Source organism: Actinoallomurus acanthiterrae, assembly GCF_054775715.1.
In genome coordinates this window covers 1310063-1324378 of the sequence record NZ_BAAHCO010000001.1, presented here as the reverse complement: position 1 = coordinate 1324378, position 14316 = coordinate 1310063, and the positions used below count along the sequence as shown (strand labels likewise).

The 14316-nt window shown below is 68.0% G+C and carries 14 protein-coding genes; all 14 read right to left on the bottom strand.

Features of this window, described 5'->3' with window-relative positions; all coding sequences use genetic code 11:
- Positions 1-3 precede the first annotated feature (3 nt).
- Positions 4-1023 carry an MCE family protein gene (locus tag ACYVF7_RS06540; RefSeq protein ID WP_460336382.1) on the bottom strand — a complete coding sequence of 340 codons (1020 nt, stop codon included), beginning with the start codon at positions 1021-1023 and terminating at the stop codon, positions 4-6.
- Entirely contained in the window at positions 1020-2327 is a 1308-nt protein-coding gene (locus ACYVF7_RS06535; protein ID WP_460336379.1) for an MCE family protein, read from the bottom strand. Before ACYVF7_RS06535 ends, ACYVF7_RS06540 begins: the two co-directional genes overlap by 4 nt.
- A gap of 50 nt (positions 2328-2377) precedes the next feature.
- The gene (locus ACYVF7_RS06530) at positions 2378-3226 is read right to left on the bottom strand and encodes an MlaE family ABC transporter permease (protein ID WP_460336376.1); all 849 of its coding nucleotides are present in this window, start codon (positions 3224-3226) and stop codon (positions 2378-2380) included.
- Positions 3226-4020: an MlaE family ABC transporter permease gene (locus ACYVF7_RS06525; RefSeq protein ID WP_460336373.1), complete on the bottom strand. Its 795-nt coding sequence runs from the start codon at positions 4018-4020 to the stop codon at positions 3226-3228. Before ACYVF7_RS06525 ends, ACYVF7_RS06530 begins: the two co-directional genes overlap by 1 nt.
- Positions 4020-5042: an ABC transporter ATP-binding protein gene (locus ACYVF7_RS06520; protein ID WP_460336370.1), complete on the bottom strand. Its 1023-nt coding sequence runs from the start codon at positions 5040-5042 to the stop codon at positions 4020-4022. The genes ACYVF7_RS06525 and ACYVF7_RS06520 overlap by 1 nt, the downstream gene beginning before the upstream one ends.
- Positions 5043-5483: 441 nt before the next feature.
- Positions 5484-5873: a 50S ribosomal protein L7/L12 gene (gene rplL / locus ACYVF7_RS06515; RefSeq protein WP_460336367.1), complete on the bottom strand. Its 390-nt coding sequence runs from the start codon at positions 5871-5873 to the stop codon at positions 5484-5486.
- Positions 5874-5948: 75 nt separating this feature from the next.
- Positions 5949-6524, bottom strand: coding sequence for a 50S ribosomal protein L10 (rplJ, locus tag ACYVF7_RS06510; protein ID WP_460336364.1), 576 nt, complete (start codon positions 6522-6524; stop codon positions 5949-5951).
- A gap of 415 nt (positions 6525-6939) precedes the next feature.
- Positions 6940-7779, bottom strand: coding sequence for a LolA-like protein (locus ACYVF7_RS06505; protein ID WP_460336361.1), 840 nt, complete (start codon positions 7777-7779; stop codon positions 6940-6942).
- 102 nt (positions 7780-7881) lie between these two features.
- Positions 7882-10155: an ATP-binding protein gene (locus tag ACYVF7_RS06500; protein WP_460336358.1), complete on the bottom strand. Its 2274-nt coding sequence runs from the start codon at positions 10153-10155 to the stop codon at positions 7882-7884.
- A gap of 559 nt (positions 10156-10714) precedes the next feature.
- On the bottom strand, positions 10715-11566 hold the full coding sequence (locus ACYVF7_RS06495) for an LppX_LprAFG lipoprotein (RefSeq protein ID WP_460336355.1): 852 nt from the start codon (positions 11564-11566) through the stop codon (positions 10715-10717).
- Between the two features lie 264 nt (positions 11567-11830).
- Positions 11831-12556: a 50S ribosomal protein L1 gene (gene rplA, locus ACYVF7_RS06490; protein ID WP_460336352.1), complete on the bottom strand. Its 726-nt coding sequence runs from the start codon at positions 12554-12556 to the stop codon at positions 11831-11833.
- 73 nt (positions 12557-12629) lie between these two features.
- Complete coding sequence (gene rplK / locus ACYVF7_RS06485) at positions 12630-13064, bottom strand: 50S ribosomal protein L11 (RefSeq protein WP_460336350.1); 435 nt, start codon at positions 13062-13064, stop codon at positions 12630-12632.
- 177 nt (positions 13065-13241) lie between these two features.
- Entirely contained in the window at positions 13242-14009 is a 768-nt protein-coding gene (gene nusG, locus ACYVF7_RS06480; protein WP_460336347.1) for a transcription termination/antitermination protein NusG, read from the bottom strand.
- A 49-nt stretch (positions 14010-14058) separates the two neighbouring features.
- Positions 14059-14289 carry a preprotein translocase subunit SecE gene (gene secE, locus ACYVF7_RS06475; protein WP_460336344.1) on the bottom strand — a complete coding sequence of 77 codons (231 nt, stop codon included), beginning with the start codon at positions 14287-14289 and terminating at the stop codon, positions 14059-14061.
- Positions 14290-14316 lie beyond the last annotated feature (27 nt).

Below are 14316 nucleotides of genomic sequence, written 5' to 3'. Positions count from 1 at the left end.
TGATCACCCCTTGCATCGGGCGTTCTCGTTCAGGATCTGCGGAGTGTTGAAGGAGACCTTGCCGGGCAGCCCGATGCGTGCGTCCAGGCTGCACAGGTAGAAGTTGAACCACGAGCCGTACGACGCCGCCCGGTCCAGCAGCATGAAGTTGGTCGGCATCGTCTTGAAAGCCTTGTCCAGCTGGTTGCCGTTGGCGGCGAGGACCTTCGACAGGTGGCCGAGCGAGGCGATGTCGGCCTTGACCGACGGCCGGACGTCGGTGAGCAGGCCGTTGGTCGTGTAGACCAGCTGGTTGACGCTGACGAGTGACTCGCCGATCGCGTGGCGGTCGGTGGCCAGCCCGGACACCAGGCTCTTGAGGTTCGTGATGAGGGCGGAGACCTCCTGGTCGCGCGAGTCGATGGTGGAGATCACCTTGTCGAGGTTGTCGATCACCCGGCCGATGACCTCGTCGCGGTTGCCGAGGGTCTCGGTCAGGTTGGCGACGTGCGCGAGCAGCCCGTTGACCGTGCCGCCCTCGCCCTGCAGCACCTGGATGAGCTGGTAGGTCAGCTGGTTGACGTCCTGCGGCTTGATCGCCCGCAGCAGCGGCCGGAAGCCGTTGAACAGCGCGGTCAGGTCCAGCGCCGGCTGGGTCTGCTCCTTGGGGATCGTGCCGCCCGCCGGCAGGTCGCCGCCCTGCCCGGAGCCCTCGGTGAGGGAGACGTAGCGCTGCCCCATCAGGTTGCGGTACCGCAGCTGCGCCTGCGTGCTGCGCGGCAGGGTCTGGTCCTTGATCACCTCGATCGTGACCCTGGCCAGGTGCCCCTGGTACAGCTTGATGCCGTCGACCTGGCCGACGCGCACGCCGGCGATCCGCACCTCGTCGCCGGAGTTCAGGCCGGCCGCGTCCGTGAAGATCAGGTTGTACTTCCGGCTCGCGACGAACTGCATGTTGGAGATGGCGACGGCGAGCACCGCCGTGGCCAGCGTCGCGATGACCATGAAGATCAGCAGCTTGACGGCCGCCGAGGTCGTCTTCACTTGACGGTCACCACCATTCCGTTGGCGGCCGGTTTGTAGAGCAGCGAGGCGAGGTCGGAGACCTGGTCGGCGCGGGTGCCCATGGCGGGCCCGAGCAGGCCCTTGAGCAGGCTGTCGTCGTCGGCGGAGCTGCCCGGCTTGACCAGCACGCTGGACAGCGACCGGCCCGCGCCGCCGGCCCACCACTGGTCGTCCTCGGTGCCGTCGAGCAGCTGGTACTGCGGGAACGGCACCTTCGGGTCCGGCAGGCCGTAGCAGCGGGGGTTGCGATGGTCGTTGAACGCCGGCTTGTCGAGGCCGGGCTTGTACCCGGGTCGCGGCTTGACCAGCTCGAGCGTGACGTGCACGCCCGGCTGCTTGCCGCCCATCGCGTCGACCAGCCGGGGGGTGAGCTTGGCCATGCCCTGCAGGACGCACGGCACGCCCGGGGAGTACTTGGCGAGCAGCGCGAGCGACTGCCGGTTGGCGATCATCGCGCCGACGAGGCGGGGCTCGTTGTCGGCGGTGAACTCGGTGGCCTGGCCGGTGAGGTTGATCCCCTTGTCGAGGGCGGCCACGAGCTGGGGCTCCTTGTCGACGATCGTCCGGTTCGTCGTCTGGAGGTTCTGCATGATCGAGATCAGGTCGGGCGCGGCGCCGTTGAGGTTGTCGCTGACGACCGCGAGCTGCCGCAGGTCGTGCACGACGGTCGGCAGGTGCGGGTTGAGCCGCTTGAGGTAGTCGTCGGCGTCGACGAGCATCTGCCCGATCTGGTCGCCCCGGCCCTGCAGAGCGGTGGCCAGGGCGTTCAGGGTGGCGTTGAGCTTGGCCGGCTCGACCTCGTTGAGGATCGGCATGACGTCGTCGAGGACCTGGTTGACCTCGACGGCGGTGGTGGAGCGGTCCTGCGGGATGACGTCGCCGTTCGCCAGGTGACGGCCGCCGAGGGCGCCCGCCGGCGGAACGATGTCGACGAACTTCTCGCCGAACACCGTCTTGGGCAGCATCCGCGCCGAGGAGTCCGCCGGGATCAGCGGCGCCTTGGACGGGTCGATCGCCAGGTCGATCGCCGCGCCCTTCGGCGTCTGCCGGATCTTGCGGACCTCGCCGACGATCAGGCCGCGCACCTTCACGTCGGAGTGCGGGACGAGCTGCAGCCCGGCCCGGTCGCTGTCCACGGTGACGTGGTAGACGGGCGTGAACGCCTTGTTGTACTGCGCGATCATCAGCACGACGAGCAGGACGACGACGAGCACGAACGCCAGCCCGTACAGGCGGTAGCGCAGCCGCTCGGACCACGAGCCGAAGGGCGGGGTGTAACTCACGTGACCTCCCCCGGCTCAGTAATCGACATCGCGCACTCACACCTCTCGTCTCAGCCGGCGATCCGCACCGTGGTGGTCGCGCCCCAGATCGCCATCCCCATGAGCAGATCCACGATGTTGACCACGACGAGGCTCGTACGGACGGCGCGGCCGACCGCCAGGCCCACGCGCGGCCCGCCGCTGGCGTTGAAGCCGTAGTAGCAGTGGATGAGCATGACGAGGATCGCGAAGACCAGGACCTTCCCGAACGACCACAGCACGTCGTGTGGTGGGAGGAACAGGTAGAAGTAGTGGTCGTACGTGCCGCTGGACTGACCGAACGACAGGGTCACGATCAGCCGGGTGGCGACGAACGACGCGAGCAGGCCGATGACGTACAGCGGGATGACCGCGAGCATCCCGGCGACCAGGCGCGTCGTCACCAGGAACGGCAGCGACGGCACGCCCATGACCTCCAGCGCGTCGATCTCGTCGCTGATCCGCATGGCGCCGAGCTGCGCGGTGAAGCCGCAGCCGACCGTGGCCGACAGCGCGAGCGCCGACACGGTGGGCGCCAGCTCGCGCGTATTGAAGTACGCCGAGACGAAACCGCTGAAGGCCGCGCTGCCGATCTGGTTGAGGGCGTTGTAGCCCTGCAGGCCGACCTCGGTGCCGGTGAAGAAGGTCATGAAGCCGACGATCGCCACGCTGCCGCCCATGACGGCCAGGCCGCCGGTGCCGAGGCTGACCTCCGCCAGCAGGCGTACGACCTCCTTCTTGTAGCGGAAGATGACCCGCCAGACCCAGGCGAACGCCCGGACGTAGAACGCCATCTGGTGGCCGAAGCCCTCCAGGCGCTCCATCGGCGCGTCGATGACGCGCTTGGCGGACCGGAACCCGCCCCACGTGCCGGCCGCCATCACATGCCCTTCTGCGGGACGAGCTGGAAGTACAGCGCGCTCATCACGAAGTTCTCCACGAACAGCGCCATCGCGGCGATGACGACGGTCTGGTTCACCGCGTCACCCACGCCCTTCGGGCCGCCGGAGGCGGTCAGGCCCTTGTACGAGGCGACGAGCGCGGCGGTGACGCCGAACACGACCGCCTTGATCTCGGCCTGGTAGAGGTCGGACAGCTGGGCGAGGCCGCTGAAGGAGGAGATGTACGCGCCGGGCGTGCCTCCTTGGAGCATGACGTTGAAGACGTAGCCGCCGGCGATGCCGGTGACCGACACGATCCCGTTGAGGAACAGCCCGACGAACGCGCAGGCCACCACCCGGGGCACCACGAGGCGGTGCAGCGGGTTGATGCCGAGCACCTCCATCGCGTCGATCTCCTCGCGGATCTTCCGCGCGCCGAGGTCGGCGCAGATCGCCGAGCCAGCCGCCGCCGCGATGAGCAGCGCGGTGACGATCGGGCTGGCCTCGCGGACGATCGCCAGCACCGCGGTCGAGCCGGTCTGCGACTGCGCGCCGAGCTGCCGGATCAGGTTGCCGACCTGCAGCGACAGCACCGCGCCGAACGGGATGGCCACCATGATCGTCGGCGCGACGGTGACGCTGACGATGAACCACGCCTGCTGCAGGAACTCCTGCCACTGGAACGGCCACTTGAACATCGCCCGGAAGGTGTCGAGCGACAGCGCGAAGAACCGGCCGGGCTCGCGCAGTGTGACGTTGGCCACACCGTCGGCGACCTTCCCGGCGCGGGCCATCAGACGGCCCCTTCGTGGTGCTGCCCGGCACCCGCCGACATCTCCGCGACGTACCGCGGCCACTCGTGGAGCCAGTCACGGCCCATCTCGTCGATGAACGACCCCTGCGGCGGCGTGACGCCGTGCGCGCGCAGCCACTCGCCGGGCGCGTGCTGCGTGCGACGGAGGCGGCCGTCGCTGGTCATCAGCTGCGGCGGGATCGGCGGCAGCGGTCCCGGGTCGCGCCCGAGGCGGGCCTCGGCCTCCAGCTCGGAGAGGTCCTTCTCCTCCGACATGCCGATGGGACCGACCTTGCGCGCGTTGAGGAACTGGCGGACCACCGGCTCCTCGCTGGACAGCAGCATCTCGCGCGGCCCGAACATCACCAGCTCGCGGCGGAACAGCATGCCGATGTTGTCCGGCACGGTACGGGCGGTGTTGATGTCGTGGGTGACGATGAGGATCGTCGCCCCGATCTCGGCGTTGAGGTCGACGATCAGCTGGTTGAGCAGCACCGTGCGGACCGGGTCCAGGCCGGAGTCGGGCTCGTCACAGAGGATGATCTCCGGGTCGAGCACGAGTGCGCGGGCCAGCCCGGCGCGCTTCCGCATGCCGCCGGAGATCTCACCGGGGAACTTCTGCTGGGCCCCGGCGAGGCCGACCATCTCCATCTTCTCCATGACGATGCGCCGGACCTCGGACTCGGACTTCCGGGTGTGCTCGCGCAGGGGGAAGGCGATGTTGTCGAAGAGGTTCATGGAGCCGAACAGCGCGCCGTCCTGGAACAGGACGCCGAAGAGCTTCCGCACCTCGTACATGTCGTGTTCGCGGAGGTTCGGCATGTCCTTGCCGTCGATCCAGCAGTGACCGCGGTCCGGCTTGAGCAGCCCGACCATCGTCTTGAGGAACACCGACTTGCCGGTGCCGGAGGGTCCGAGGAGGACGGAGATCTCGCCGGCGGGCAGCGTCAGCGTGACGTCCTCCCAGATGACCTGACGCCCGAAGGACTTGGTCAGCCCTTCGACTCTGATTTCGACGCCCACTCGTCACCTTTCGTCCAGCCAGCCCGGGGGTGTCCGGTACAACGAGCGAGTTACCGATGGGTTACGTCGCCGGATCACACAGAGCCACTGAACAGTGGCCGGGGGCCATCGTGCGTGCCGCGTCCACCTACCGTAGTCATCCCTCGCTCGATTGGAAGAGGTAAAACCGTAGTCATCGGCGCGCGGGCCGCCTTGTAAGCAGATCGTTACTCGAGTCCGACTTATGAGACTAGCGGTCCAACAGTTCCGTTGTGAAGGGGTCGTCCGGTGACCCGGTGCCCGTGCGCGCGTACGGAACGTCGAGAAATGATCACTTGCATGGCCGAATTCTATCAACCAAGCGCTTGATAGGTAAGCGTCTGCCGCGAGAACGCCGAAGGGCGGCCACCCGGATGGGTGACCGCCCTCGAAGAGCGCTGAGAAAGCGCGGGAGAAGACGCCTTACTTGACGGTGACCGTCGCGCCGGCCTTCTCCAGGGCCTCCTTGGCCTTGTCGGCCGTCTCCTTGTTGACCTTCTCCAGCAGCGGCTTCGGCGCGCCGTCGACGAGGTCCTTGGCCTCCTTGAGGCCCAGGCTCGTGAGGGCGCGGACCTCCTTGATGACCTGGATCTTCTTGTCGCCGGCGGCCTCGAGGACGACGTCGAACTCGTCCTTCTCCTCGGGGGCCTCGGCAGCGGCACCCGGGGCGCCGGCGCCGGGGGCGGCGACCGCGACGGGGGCGGCGGCCTTGACGTCGAAGGTGTCCTCGAACTGCTTCACGAACTCGGAGAGCTCGAGAAGGGTCATCTCCTTGAAAGCGTCGAGCAGGTCGTCCGTGCTGAGCTTCGCCATGGTGTTGCTTCCTCCTGTTGAAAACCCGCGTCGCTCGAGCGGGTGGGGTACTTCAGGTCTGTTACGACCGCGGGATCAACCCTCGTCCGACGTCTCGGCCGGCGCCTCGGCGGGAGCCGCGGCGGCCCCGCCTTCCTCTTCGCGCTTGACCCGCAGGGCCTCGGCCAGCTGAGCGGCCTTGACCGGCAGGGCGTTGAAGAGAGCGGCGGCGTTGCCCATCGACGCCTTCATCGCGCCCGCGAGCTTCGCGAGGAGAACCTCGCGCGACTCGAGGGAGGCGAGCTTGGTGATGTCCTCGGACGTCATCGGCTTGCCGTCGACGACGCCGCCCTTGATCACCAGGTTCGGGTTGGCCTTGGCGAAGTCACGCAGGCCCTTGGCGGCCTCGACCACATCGCCCTTGACGAACGCGATCGCCGACGGGCCCTGGAGCAGCTGCTCGAGCTCCTCGGTGACCCCGGCCTCGCGCGCGGCGATCTTGGTCAGCGTGTTCTTCACCACGGCGAAACGTGCATTCTCACCGAGCGATCGGCGCAGCTCGCTGATCTGCGCGACGGTGAGCCCGCGGTACTCGGTCAGCACGGCACCGCTCGAGCTCTCGAACTCGTCCTTGAGCTCGGCGACCGCCGCCGCCTTGTCCGCCCTCGCCATGGGCCTCCTTCCAGATGTGCCACCGGTCAAAGGCCCAGAAAATACAGAACGCCCCGGCGCAGGCGCACGGGGCGTGAACATGACCAGCACCAGGTCACGTCTCAGCTCTCGATCTCACCTGCGCGGGCCGCCCGCTCTGCGGGACCTTCAGTCACCCCGTGGGTGACGACCGGCGGTCTTCGGCGTTGAACAGAGTACGCGATGCACCGGCACACGCCAAATCGCGTACGGACGCGGTGGACCTCCCCATCCCGCGAGGTCGACGGCGCGGGCGTGCGGCGCGCTCCGCGATGCTGCCGCGCCTGCGGGCGAAGGGAGGCTGAAACAAGCAGATCCCTGCCGGCCGCCGCCTTCTCGCGGCAACCGCCAGGGATCCAGGGTCATCGACGGAGCGGGCCCGCCGGACGCACGAGCGTCAGCCGGCGGAGCCGGTCTGGCTCGCGGGCGGGGCCGCGATGGAGACGGGCTTGTTGAAGCCGCTGTACGTCGTCGTGGTGTTCGTCTGCACCTGGCTGCCCGCCGGGCTCTTGACCGCCATCTTGCGCGGGAGCTGCTGGTCGTCGACCCACAGGTCGAACTCCATCTTGTCCAGCCCGGTCTTGGCGACGAGCTGCTGCATCTTCTCGCGCTGGTCACTGGCGAGCTTGGCCAGCGCCTGCTGTACGGAGTAGGTGCCCTGGTAGTGGGTGGTCGGCGTGCCGTCGACGGTCTCGGATCCGACCTTGCGCACGTCCTTGGAGGCGGTCAGCATCCGTACGTTGGCCGAGGGGTCGGCCTGCTGCGACTGGTTCATCAGCGACTTGATGTCGAGGCCGCTCCGGGCGCCCAGCTTGCTGAGCGACATCTTGAGCCACGGCTTGCCGCCGCTCCGGTTCGAGAGCGCCGCCATCTTCATGTACAGGTTGTCGCCCAGGAGGACCTCCTGGAAGCCGCCGGTGTCCCGGCCGTTCACCGACATGCTGGGGATGCTCATCTTCATCGCCAGGCTGGGCTTGAGCCGGTAGGAGATCCGGCCGGTCATCTCCGTCTTCTGCCCGGACATCGTGGTGTGGGAGGTGACCGCGGCCTGGAACGTCTTGATCTCGCTGGCCTTCTGCGACACCTTGTTCACGGCCTGCTCGGCCGCGATCGCCGCGTTGGCGGACTTCGGTTCGCTTCCCTGCGCCTGTTTGCCGCCTCCCCCTCCGCCGCAGGCGGCGAGGGACAGGGCCAGGGTGGACCCGGTGACGGCGAGGACGGCGGTTCGGCGGATCATCGCGTTTCCTTCGGAGTTGGTGTGCGCACGCTGCGGGGCAGCCTGCTGCGGCGGACAAAGAATTACGACGCCACAGAGATCGCTTCGGTTCAATCCAGTCGCTTACGGCACGTCCGTGGAGCCGTGGTCTTCCCGTACGAACCACGCGGCGATCTGCGCGCGGCAGGTGAAGCCGAGTTTGTCGAGCACGTGCTCGACGTGGCTCTCGGCGGTGCGCTGGGCGATCAGGAGCCGTGCGGCGATCTGCTTGTTACTCAACCCCTGGGCAACGAGCTCGGCGACCTGGCGTTCCCGGTGGGTGAGGGCCGTCGCGGACCTGCTGTCCGGCGTAACGGGGCCGTCCGATGCCATCGGGGCGCCCGGTGCCGACCCACCGAGTGCGCAGGCGAGCAGGTCTGCGCTGGACATGCACCCGCCGCGCTGGAAGGCGGCGCGATAAGCGGCGCGTCCAAAGCCGTCACGCGTCTTCGCGACGCATTCCTCGTGGTAGCGCCGCAGATAGGGGAAAGGAGCCCCGCCGAACGACCGCCACAGCCCATCGAGCGCGCCGAACAGCGTGGCGGCCTGCTCGTGGTGCCCTTCCATCGCGGTGATCCAGGCGAGTACCTCCACCGCCCGGGCGATGGCGATCGGATCGTTGAACGGCAGTGCGAGACGGATGCTGTCCATGGCCGCGGCGCGCGCGGCGGCGCCGTCCCCACGCTTCCAGTGCAGCAGGCTGAGCACCCACAGCATGACGGCCCGGTTGAATCGCTCACCACGGGCTTCGCACAGGGCGAGAGCCTCCTCGCAGAACGAAAGTCCGGTGGCGAAGTCGTCGTTGAGAGCGGCCAGCACCGCCATCCGGTCCAGCGCGCAGACCATGCCCAGTTCATCCCCGGTGGCCCTGTGGTGCGGGAACGCCTCCCGGTACATCGACTCGGCCTGCTCCAGTTCTCCGGCGCCCATCGCCGCATAGCCGCTGAGCTGCGCCGCCCAGGCACCGGCCACCTCGTCGCGCACCTTCTCGGCCAGATCACCGCTCTCCTTCAGAAGCGGCCGCGCGGCATCCAGATCCCCCTGCATCAGCGCGAGCCACGCATCGACCCACAGCGCTGCGGCGCGCGCCCCGGTCGGCCGGGTGTCCATCGCGAGGGCGCGGTCCAGCACCCGCCGTCCCTCGCCGAGGAATCCTGTCACCAACCAGTAGGACCGCAGATCGGCAGCCACTCGCTGAACGGCTTCGGCCTCGCCGGGATCGGTCGAATCGCACTCCAATGCCACCCGCAGGTTCGCATGATCGGCGCGTAGGCGCGTGAACCATTCGAGCTGGTCGGGGCCGAAGATCTCGTCGGACACATGCCGTGCCAGCCGCCGATACCAGTCGCGGTGCCGGCGCATCACCGCTCCGGCCTCGCCGGACTCGCCCAGGCGCGCGGCGCCGTACTCACGCAGCGTCTCCAGCATCCGGTACCGGTTCCGCCCGCTGCACCCTTCGCACAGCAGAACCGACTTGTCGATCAGCAGACCGACCTGTTCGAGCACCTCGTCGGCCGTCAGGTCGTCGTCGGGACAGACCGCCTCCGCGGCCTCCAGATCGAATCCCCCACGGAACACCGACGATCGGAGCCATACCGTCTGCTCCTTGGCGGAGCACAGCTGGAAGCTCCAGTCGATGAGCGCCCGCAGTGTCCGCTGCCGATCCGGCAGGTCCTGCCACTCGGCCCGCAGCAGTCGGTAGCGGTCCCCAAGTCCAGCACGCAGTTGTTCGAGCGAAAGAGATCGCAACTGCGCCACCGCCAGCTCGATGGCGAGCGGGATCCCTTCCAGCTGCCGGCAGATGTCGGTCACCGTCGAGCGGTTGTCCTCGCCCACGGTGAAGCCTGGGAGCACCTGCGCCGCCCGCTCCGCGAACAACCGTACGCTGTCGCACCGTTTCAGGGATTCCAGCGGTGCAAGGGTGTCGGCGTCCGGCAACCCCAGTGGCGGCACCTGCACGAGCTGCTCCCCAGGGAGCAACAGAGGCTCTCGGCTCGTGGTGAGGACCCGGATCCCCCGAGCCCCGCGCAGCACCACACCCACCAACCGGGCACATTCCTTGATCAGGTGTTCGCAGTTGTCCAACACGATCAGCAGCTGCCGATCGCTCAACCGGTCGGCGAGTGTCGGCGGGTCCCACTGGCCGACCTCGTCACGCAACCCTAGTGTCGCGGTGACCACATGGACCAGCAGGCCCGGATCCGTCAGCTTGGCCAGGCGGACGAACCAGACACCGTCTGGGAAGGCCCGGTCGAGTCTCCCGGCGACCTGCAGCGCCAGGCGGGTCTTGCCCACCCCACCGACGCCGACCAGCGTGACCAGACGGTTGTCCGCGAGCAGGCCTTTGATCTCCGCCATCTCGCATCGACGTCCGATGAAGGTGGTCGGGTACGCGGACGTATCGAGGCCGGCCCTCTCGCACGATCGGCCCATGCGCACAGCCTAATGCGCAGGTCGAACGCCATCTCGGGCCTGGGTCGCGCGCGCCTGGGGGTTCTGGCTCGATTTTCGTGAGTGAACGGCTCCGAACCAGGCGAACCTGTCCGCTCACCGCCCCGCCTCCCACGGCCCTTTGCTCTGCTTACGTTGAGTACACATCTGGCACGGTCCACCGCCTACTCGGCGTAAGCAGAGCAAAGGCCTTCGGGAACACATGCAGCCTTGCCCGGGGCCTGGGCGACCGTTACCGCGACCGCCACGAAATGTGAGTCAAAACCGCCTGGGGCGAACAGCGACGCGCCCCGCGGCGGAGAGCCGCGGGGCGCGTCGCGAGAGTGGTCGGCCGGGACCGCCGGACCTCGGTCAACCCGAGAGACCGACCGGTGCCACCTTGGTCGGCCCGGGAAGCCGGTGCCGCCTTGGTCGGCTCAGGCTGCACGTGCCGCCTTGTCAGCCCGGGAGGCCGTTGCCGCTTTGGTCAGCCCGGGAGGCCCGTGCCACCGCGGTGGTTCTGCATCAGCTGGTTGCCGTCCGCCACCTGGCTCGCCGGCGGCGCGGACACGCTGACGGACTTGTTGTAGTCGCTGTAGACCATCGTGGCGGTGGCCGCACCGTCCGACGTGGAGCTCTTCGCCGTCAGCTTGCGCGGCAGGTTGTCCGCGCCGACCCACAGGTCGAACGCGACGCTCTTCCCACCGCTCTTCTGGTAGAGGTCCTGGAACGACTGCTTGGCCTTGCCGTTGAGCTGCGCCGCGGCGTCCTTCGCGGTGATCGTCCCGGTGTAGTGGGTGGTCTTGACGCCGTCGATCGTCTGGGTGCCGGCCTTGCGCACGTCCTTCGAGCTGGTGAAGATCTTCGTCTGCTGCGCCGGGTCGGCCTGCTTGAGGATCTGGTTCAGGTCCACGCCCGCCTGCTGCGCGGCCTTGGAGACCGAGAACTTCACCCACGGCTTGCCGCCGGTGAACTGCGTGAGCTGCGAGGGGACCTTCCCGTACAGGTTGTCGCCGAGCAGGATCGCGCGCAGACCGGACTCCACCGAGTGGCCGCCGAAGCCGGCCTGGTCGAGCGTGCCGACGGCGGCGAGGTCGGGACGGAGCCGGACCTGGACGACGCCGTGCGCCTTGGAAGACGCCTGCCCGGTCCCGCTCTCGGTGATGTCCACCTTGTAGGACTTGACGGTGCTGGTCTTCTGGGCCGCGAGGCTGATCGCCTGAGCGGCCGATACGTTCACGGCGCCGGTGCCGCCTCCCCCGCCGGCGCTCCCGCACCCGGCAAGGGCGGCCACCAGGGCGGCACCAGCGGCCGTACCAACGGCATATCGACGAACCATTGTGAACCCTCCTGCGTATCGCGTACGGCCCCCCGCTCGATATGAGCGCGAACACCTGGTTCTGCCACTATCGAGTGTTGCCGCTCAAGATCTCCTAAACATCCCCCGAGGGGACCAGATCCGGCGCCCCCGTGTGCGACGTGAGTCGTACCTCGGGATGAGCGACGCGAAGGGGCGCCCCCGTAACGGGAACGCCCCTTCGTGGTTCGGTGACGCGTCAGCTCGCCGCGGTGCTCACTGCCCCGCTGCTCACAGGCTCGCTCGTCAGCTCGCCGCGGACTCTTCCATCTCCGCGGTGAGGTTGCGGGTGACGTTGGGGTCGACCGGGATGCCCGGGCCCATCGTCGTGCTCAGGGTCGCCTTCTTGATGTAGCGCCCCTTGGCCGCCGACGGCTTGAGCCGCAGGATCTCCTCCAGCGCGGCGGCGTAGTTCTCCACGAGCTGCTTCTCCGTGAAGGACGTCTTGCCGGCGATGAAGTGCAGGTTCCCGTGGCGGTCCACGCGAAACTCGATCTTGCCGCCCTTGATCTCGGTCACGGCCTTGGACACGTCGGTGGTGACGGTGCCGGTCTTGGGGTTCGGCATGAGGCCACGGGGGCCGAGCACGCGGCCGAGCCGGCCGACCTTGCCCATCATGTCCGGGGTCGCCACGACGGCGTCGAAGTCGAGCCAGCCGCCCTGGATCCGCTCGATCATGTCGTCGGAACCGACGTAGTCGGCGCCGGCGTCGCGGGCCTCGTCGGCCTTGGCGCCACCGGTGATGACCAGCACGCGGGCGGTCTTACCGGTGCCGTGCGGCAGGTTGACGGTGCCACGGACCATCTGGTCGGCCTTACGGGGGTCCACCCCGAGCCGGAACGCGACCTCGACGGTGGCGTCGAACTTGGTCGGCGAGGTCTCCTTGGCCAGCTTCACGGCCTCGGCCGGGCTGTACAGCGCCGACTTGTCGATCTTGGTGTCGGCGTTGCGGTATGCCTTGCTGCGCTTCATTGGTGTCTCCTGATCTGGAGGTCGTGGTGCGGGCCTGCGCGCGGCCCTCCCACCGGGGTTACGTAGGCCGTCGTCAGTCGGCGACGGTGATGCCCATGGAGCGGGCGGTGCCCGCGATGATCTTCTCGGCCTGCTCGGGCGAGTTGGCGTTGAGGTCCGGCATCTTGGTCGCGGCGATCTCGCGAAGCTGGTCGCGGGTGATCGAGCCGACCTTGCTCTTGTGCGGCTCGCCGCTGCCCTTGTCGACGCCGGCGGCCTTCTTGATCAGCTGCGCGGCCGGCGGGGTCTTGGTGACGAAGCTGAACGAGCGGTCCTCGTAGATGGTGATCTCTACGGGGATGACGTTGCCGCGCTGGGACTCCGTGGCCGCGTTGTACTGCTTGCAGAAGTCCATGATGTTGACGCCGTGCGGGCCGAGGGCGGTACCCACCGGCGGCGCGGGCGTGGCCTGGCCGGCCTGCAGCTGGACCTTGACGACCGCGGAGATCTTCTTCTTCTTGGGAGGCATGCCTCACCCTTTCGTTCCGATTGGTTCGTCGGCCCCTACTCCCATTGACACGGGCGACGCGGCGGCTGGAACGTCGACCGCCGCGTTGGGACCGCTTCCCCCGCGGGCACGCGGGGACGTCTTGAGGCTACGCGCCGACGCGAAGTGCTCCGGCGCAGGACTCGCGGACCTGGTCGGTCAGATCTTGGAGACCTGGTTGAAGGACAGCTCGACCGGGGTCTCCCGACCGAAGATCGACACCAGCACCTTGAGCTTCTGGGCCTCGGCGTTGATCTCGTTGACGGTCGCGGGAAGGGTCGCGAACGGGCCGTCCATGACGGTGACGGACTCGCCGACCTCGAAGTCGACGGTGGCCGCGGCCTTCGCCGTCTCCTTGGTCTTCGCCTGCTCCTCGGGCTCGGGCGCGAGCAGCGTCGCGACCTCCTTGAGGTGCAGCGGCGACGGCGTGTTGGACAGCCCGACGAAGCCGGTCACGCCCGGCGTGTTGCGGACGGCCGCCCAGGACTCGTCGGTGAGCTCCATGCGGACCAGGATGTAGCCCGGCAGGACCTTCTCGTTGACCTTCTGACGCTTGCCGCCCTTGACCTCGGTGACCTCGTGCTGCGGCACCTCGACCTGGAAGATGTAGTCCTCCATGTTGAGCGACTGGGTGCGCTGCTCGATGTTGGTCTTCACGCGGTTCTCGTAGCCGGCGTACGAGTGAACGACGTACCACTCGCCCGGAAGGAGCCGCAGCTGGGTCGTGAACTCTTCGACCGGGTCCGACGCCTCGTCAGACGCCTCATCTGACGCCTCTTCGGACGCCTCGTCTGACGCCTCTTCGGACGCTTGGGCGGACGTTTCGTCGGACTCCGTGGCGATTTCCTCAGCCTCGGCCGAAGCCGGCGCTTCCACCGACTCGGCCTCCTCGAGGGCCTCGTCGTGAAGCTCTGGGGACTCGGACACGGTCACTCTTTCTCTCGTCTGCGGGTTGCTGATGGAATCCGGCACGCGATCAGCCGAAGAGCTTCAGCACAACCCAGGAGAACGCGTTGTCGAGACCGAACACGATCGCCACGACGATGACCACGAAGATCAGCGACACGGTCGTGTAGGTGACGAGCTCGTTTCGCGTAGGCCAGATCACCTTGCGGAGCTCGGCGACCACCTGGCGGTAGAACAGGAGAGGCGAGGTCCGCTTCTTGGCGGACTTCCCCTTGTCCTTGATCGCGGTCTCGCCGCTCATCTCGGTCGCCATTGCTGTCGACGCATC

Excerpts from the sequence above, each read along its gene's own strand:
- ACYVF7_RS06530 (WP_460336376.1), bottom strand. The coding sequence starts at position 3,226 with ATGGCGGCCGGCACGTGGGGCGGGTTCCGGTCCGCCAAGCGCGTCATC.
- ACYVF7_RS06525 (WP_460336373.1), bottom strand. The coding sequence starts at position 4,020 with ATGGCCCGCGCCGGGAAGGTCGCCGACGGTGTGGCCAACGTCACACTG.
- rplL (WP_460336367.1), bottom strand. The coding sequence starts at position 5,873 with ATGGCGAAGCTCAGCACGGACGACCTGCTCGACGCTTTCAAGGAGATG.
- rplJ (WP_460336364.1), bottom strand. The coding sequence starts at position 6,524 with ATGGCGAGGGCGGACAAGGCGGCGGCGGTCGCCGAGCTCAAGGACGAG.
- ACYVF7_RS06505 (WP_460336361.1), bottom strand. The coding sequence starts at position 7,779 with ATGATCCGCCGAACCGCCGTCCTCGCCGTCACCGGGTCCACCCTGGCC.
- ACYVF7_RS06500 (WP_460336358.1), bottom strand. The coding sequence starts at position 10,155 with ATGGCGGAGATCAAAGGCCTGCTCGCGGACAACCGTCTGGTCACGCTG.
- ACYVF7_RS06495 (WP_460336355.1), bottom strand. The coding sequence starts at position 11,566 with ATGGTTCGTCGATATGCCGTTGGTACGGCCGCTGGTGCCGCCCTGGTG.
- rplA (WP_460336352.1), bottom strand. The coding sequence starts at position 12,556 with ATGAAGCGCAGCAAGGCATACCGCAACGCCGACACCAAGATCGACAAG.
- rplK (WP_460336350.1), bottom strand. The coding sequence starts at position 13,064 with ATGCCTCCCAAGAAGAAGAAGATCTCCGCGGTCGTCAAGGTCCAGCTG.
- secE (WP_460336344.1), bottom strand. The coding sequence starts at position 14,289 with ATGAGCGGCGAGACCGCGATCAAGGACAAGGGGAAGTCCGCCAAGAAG.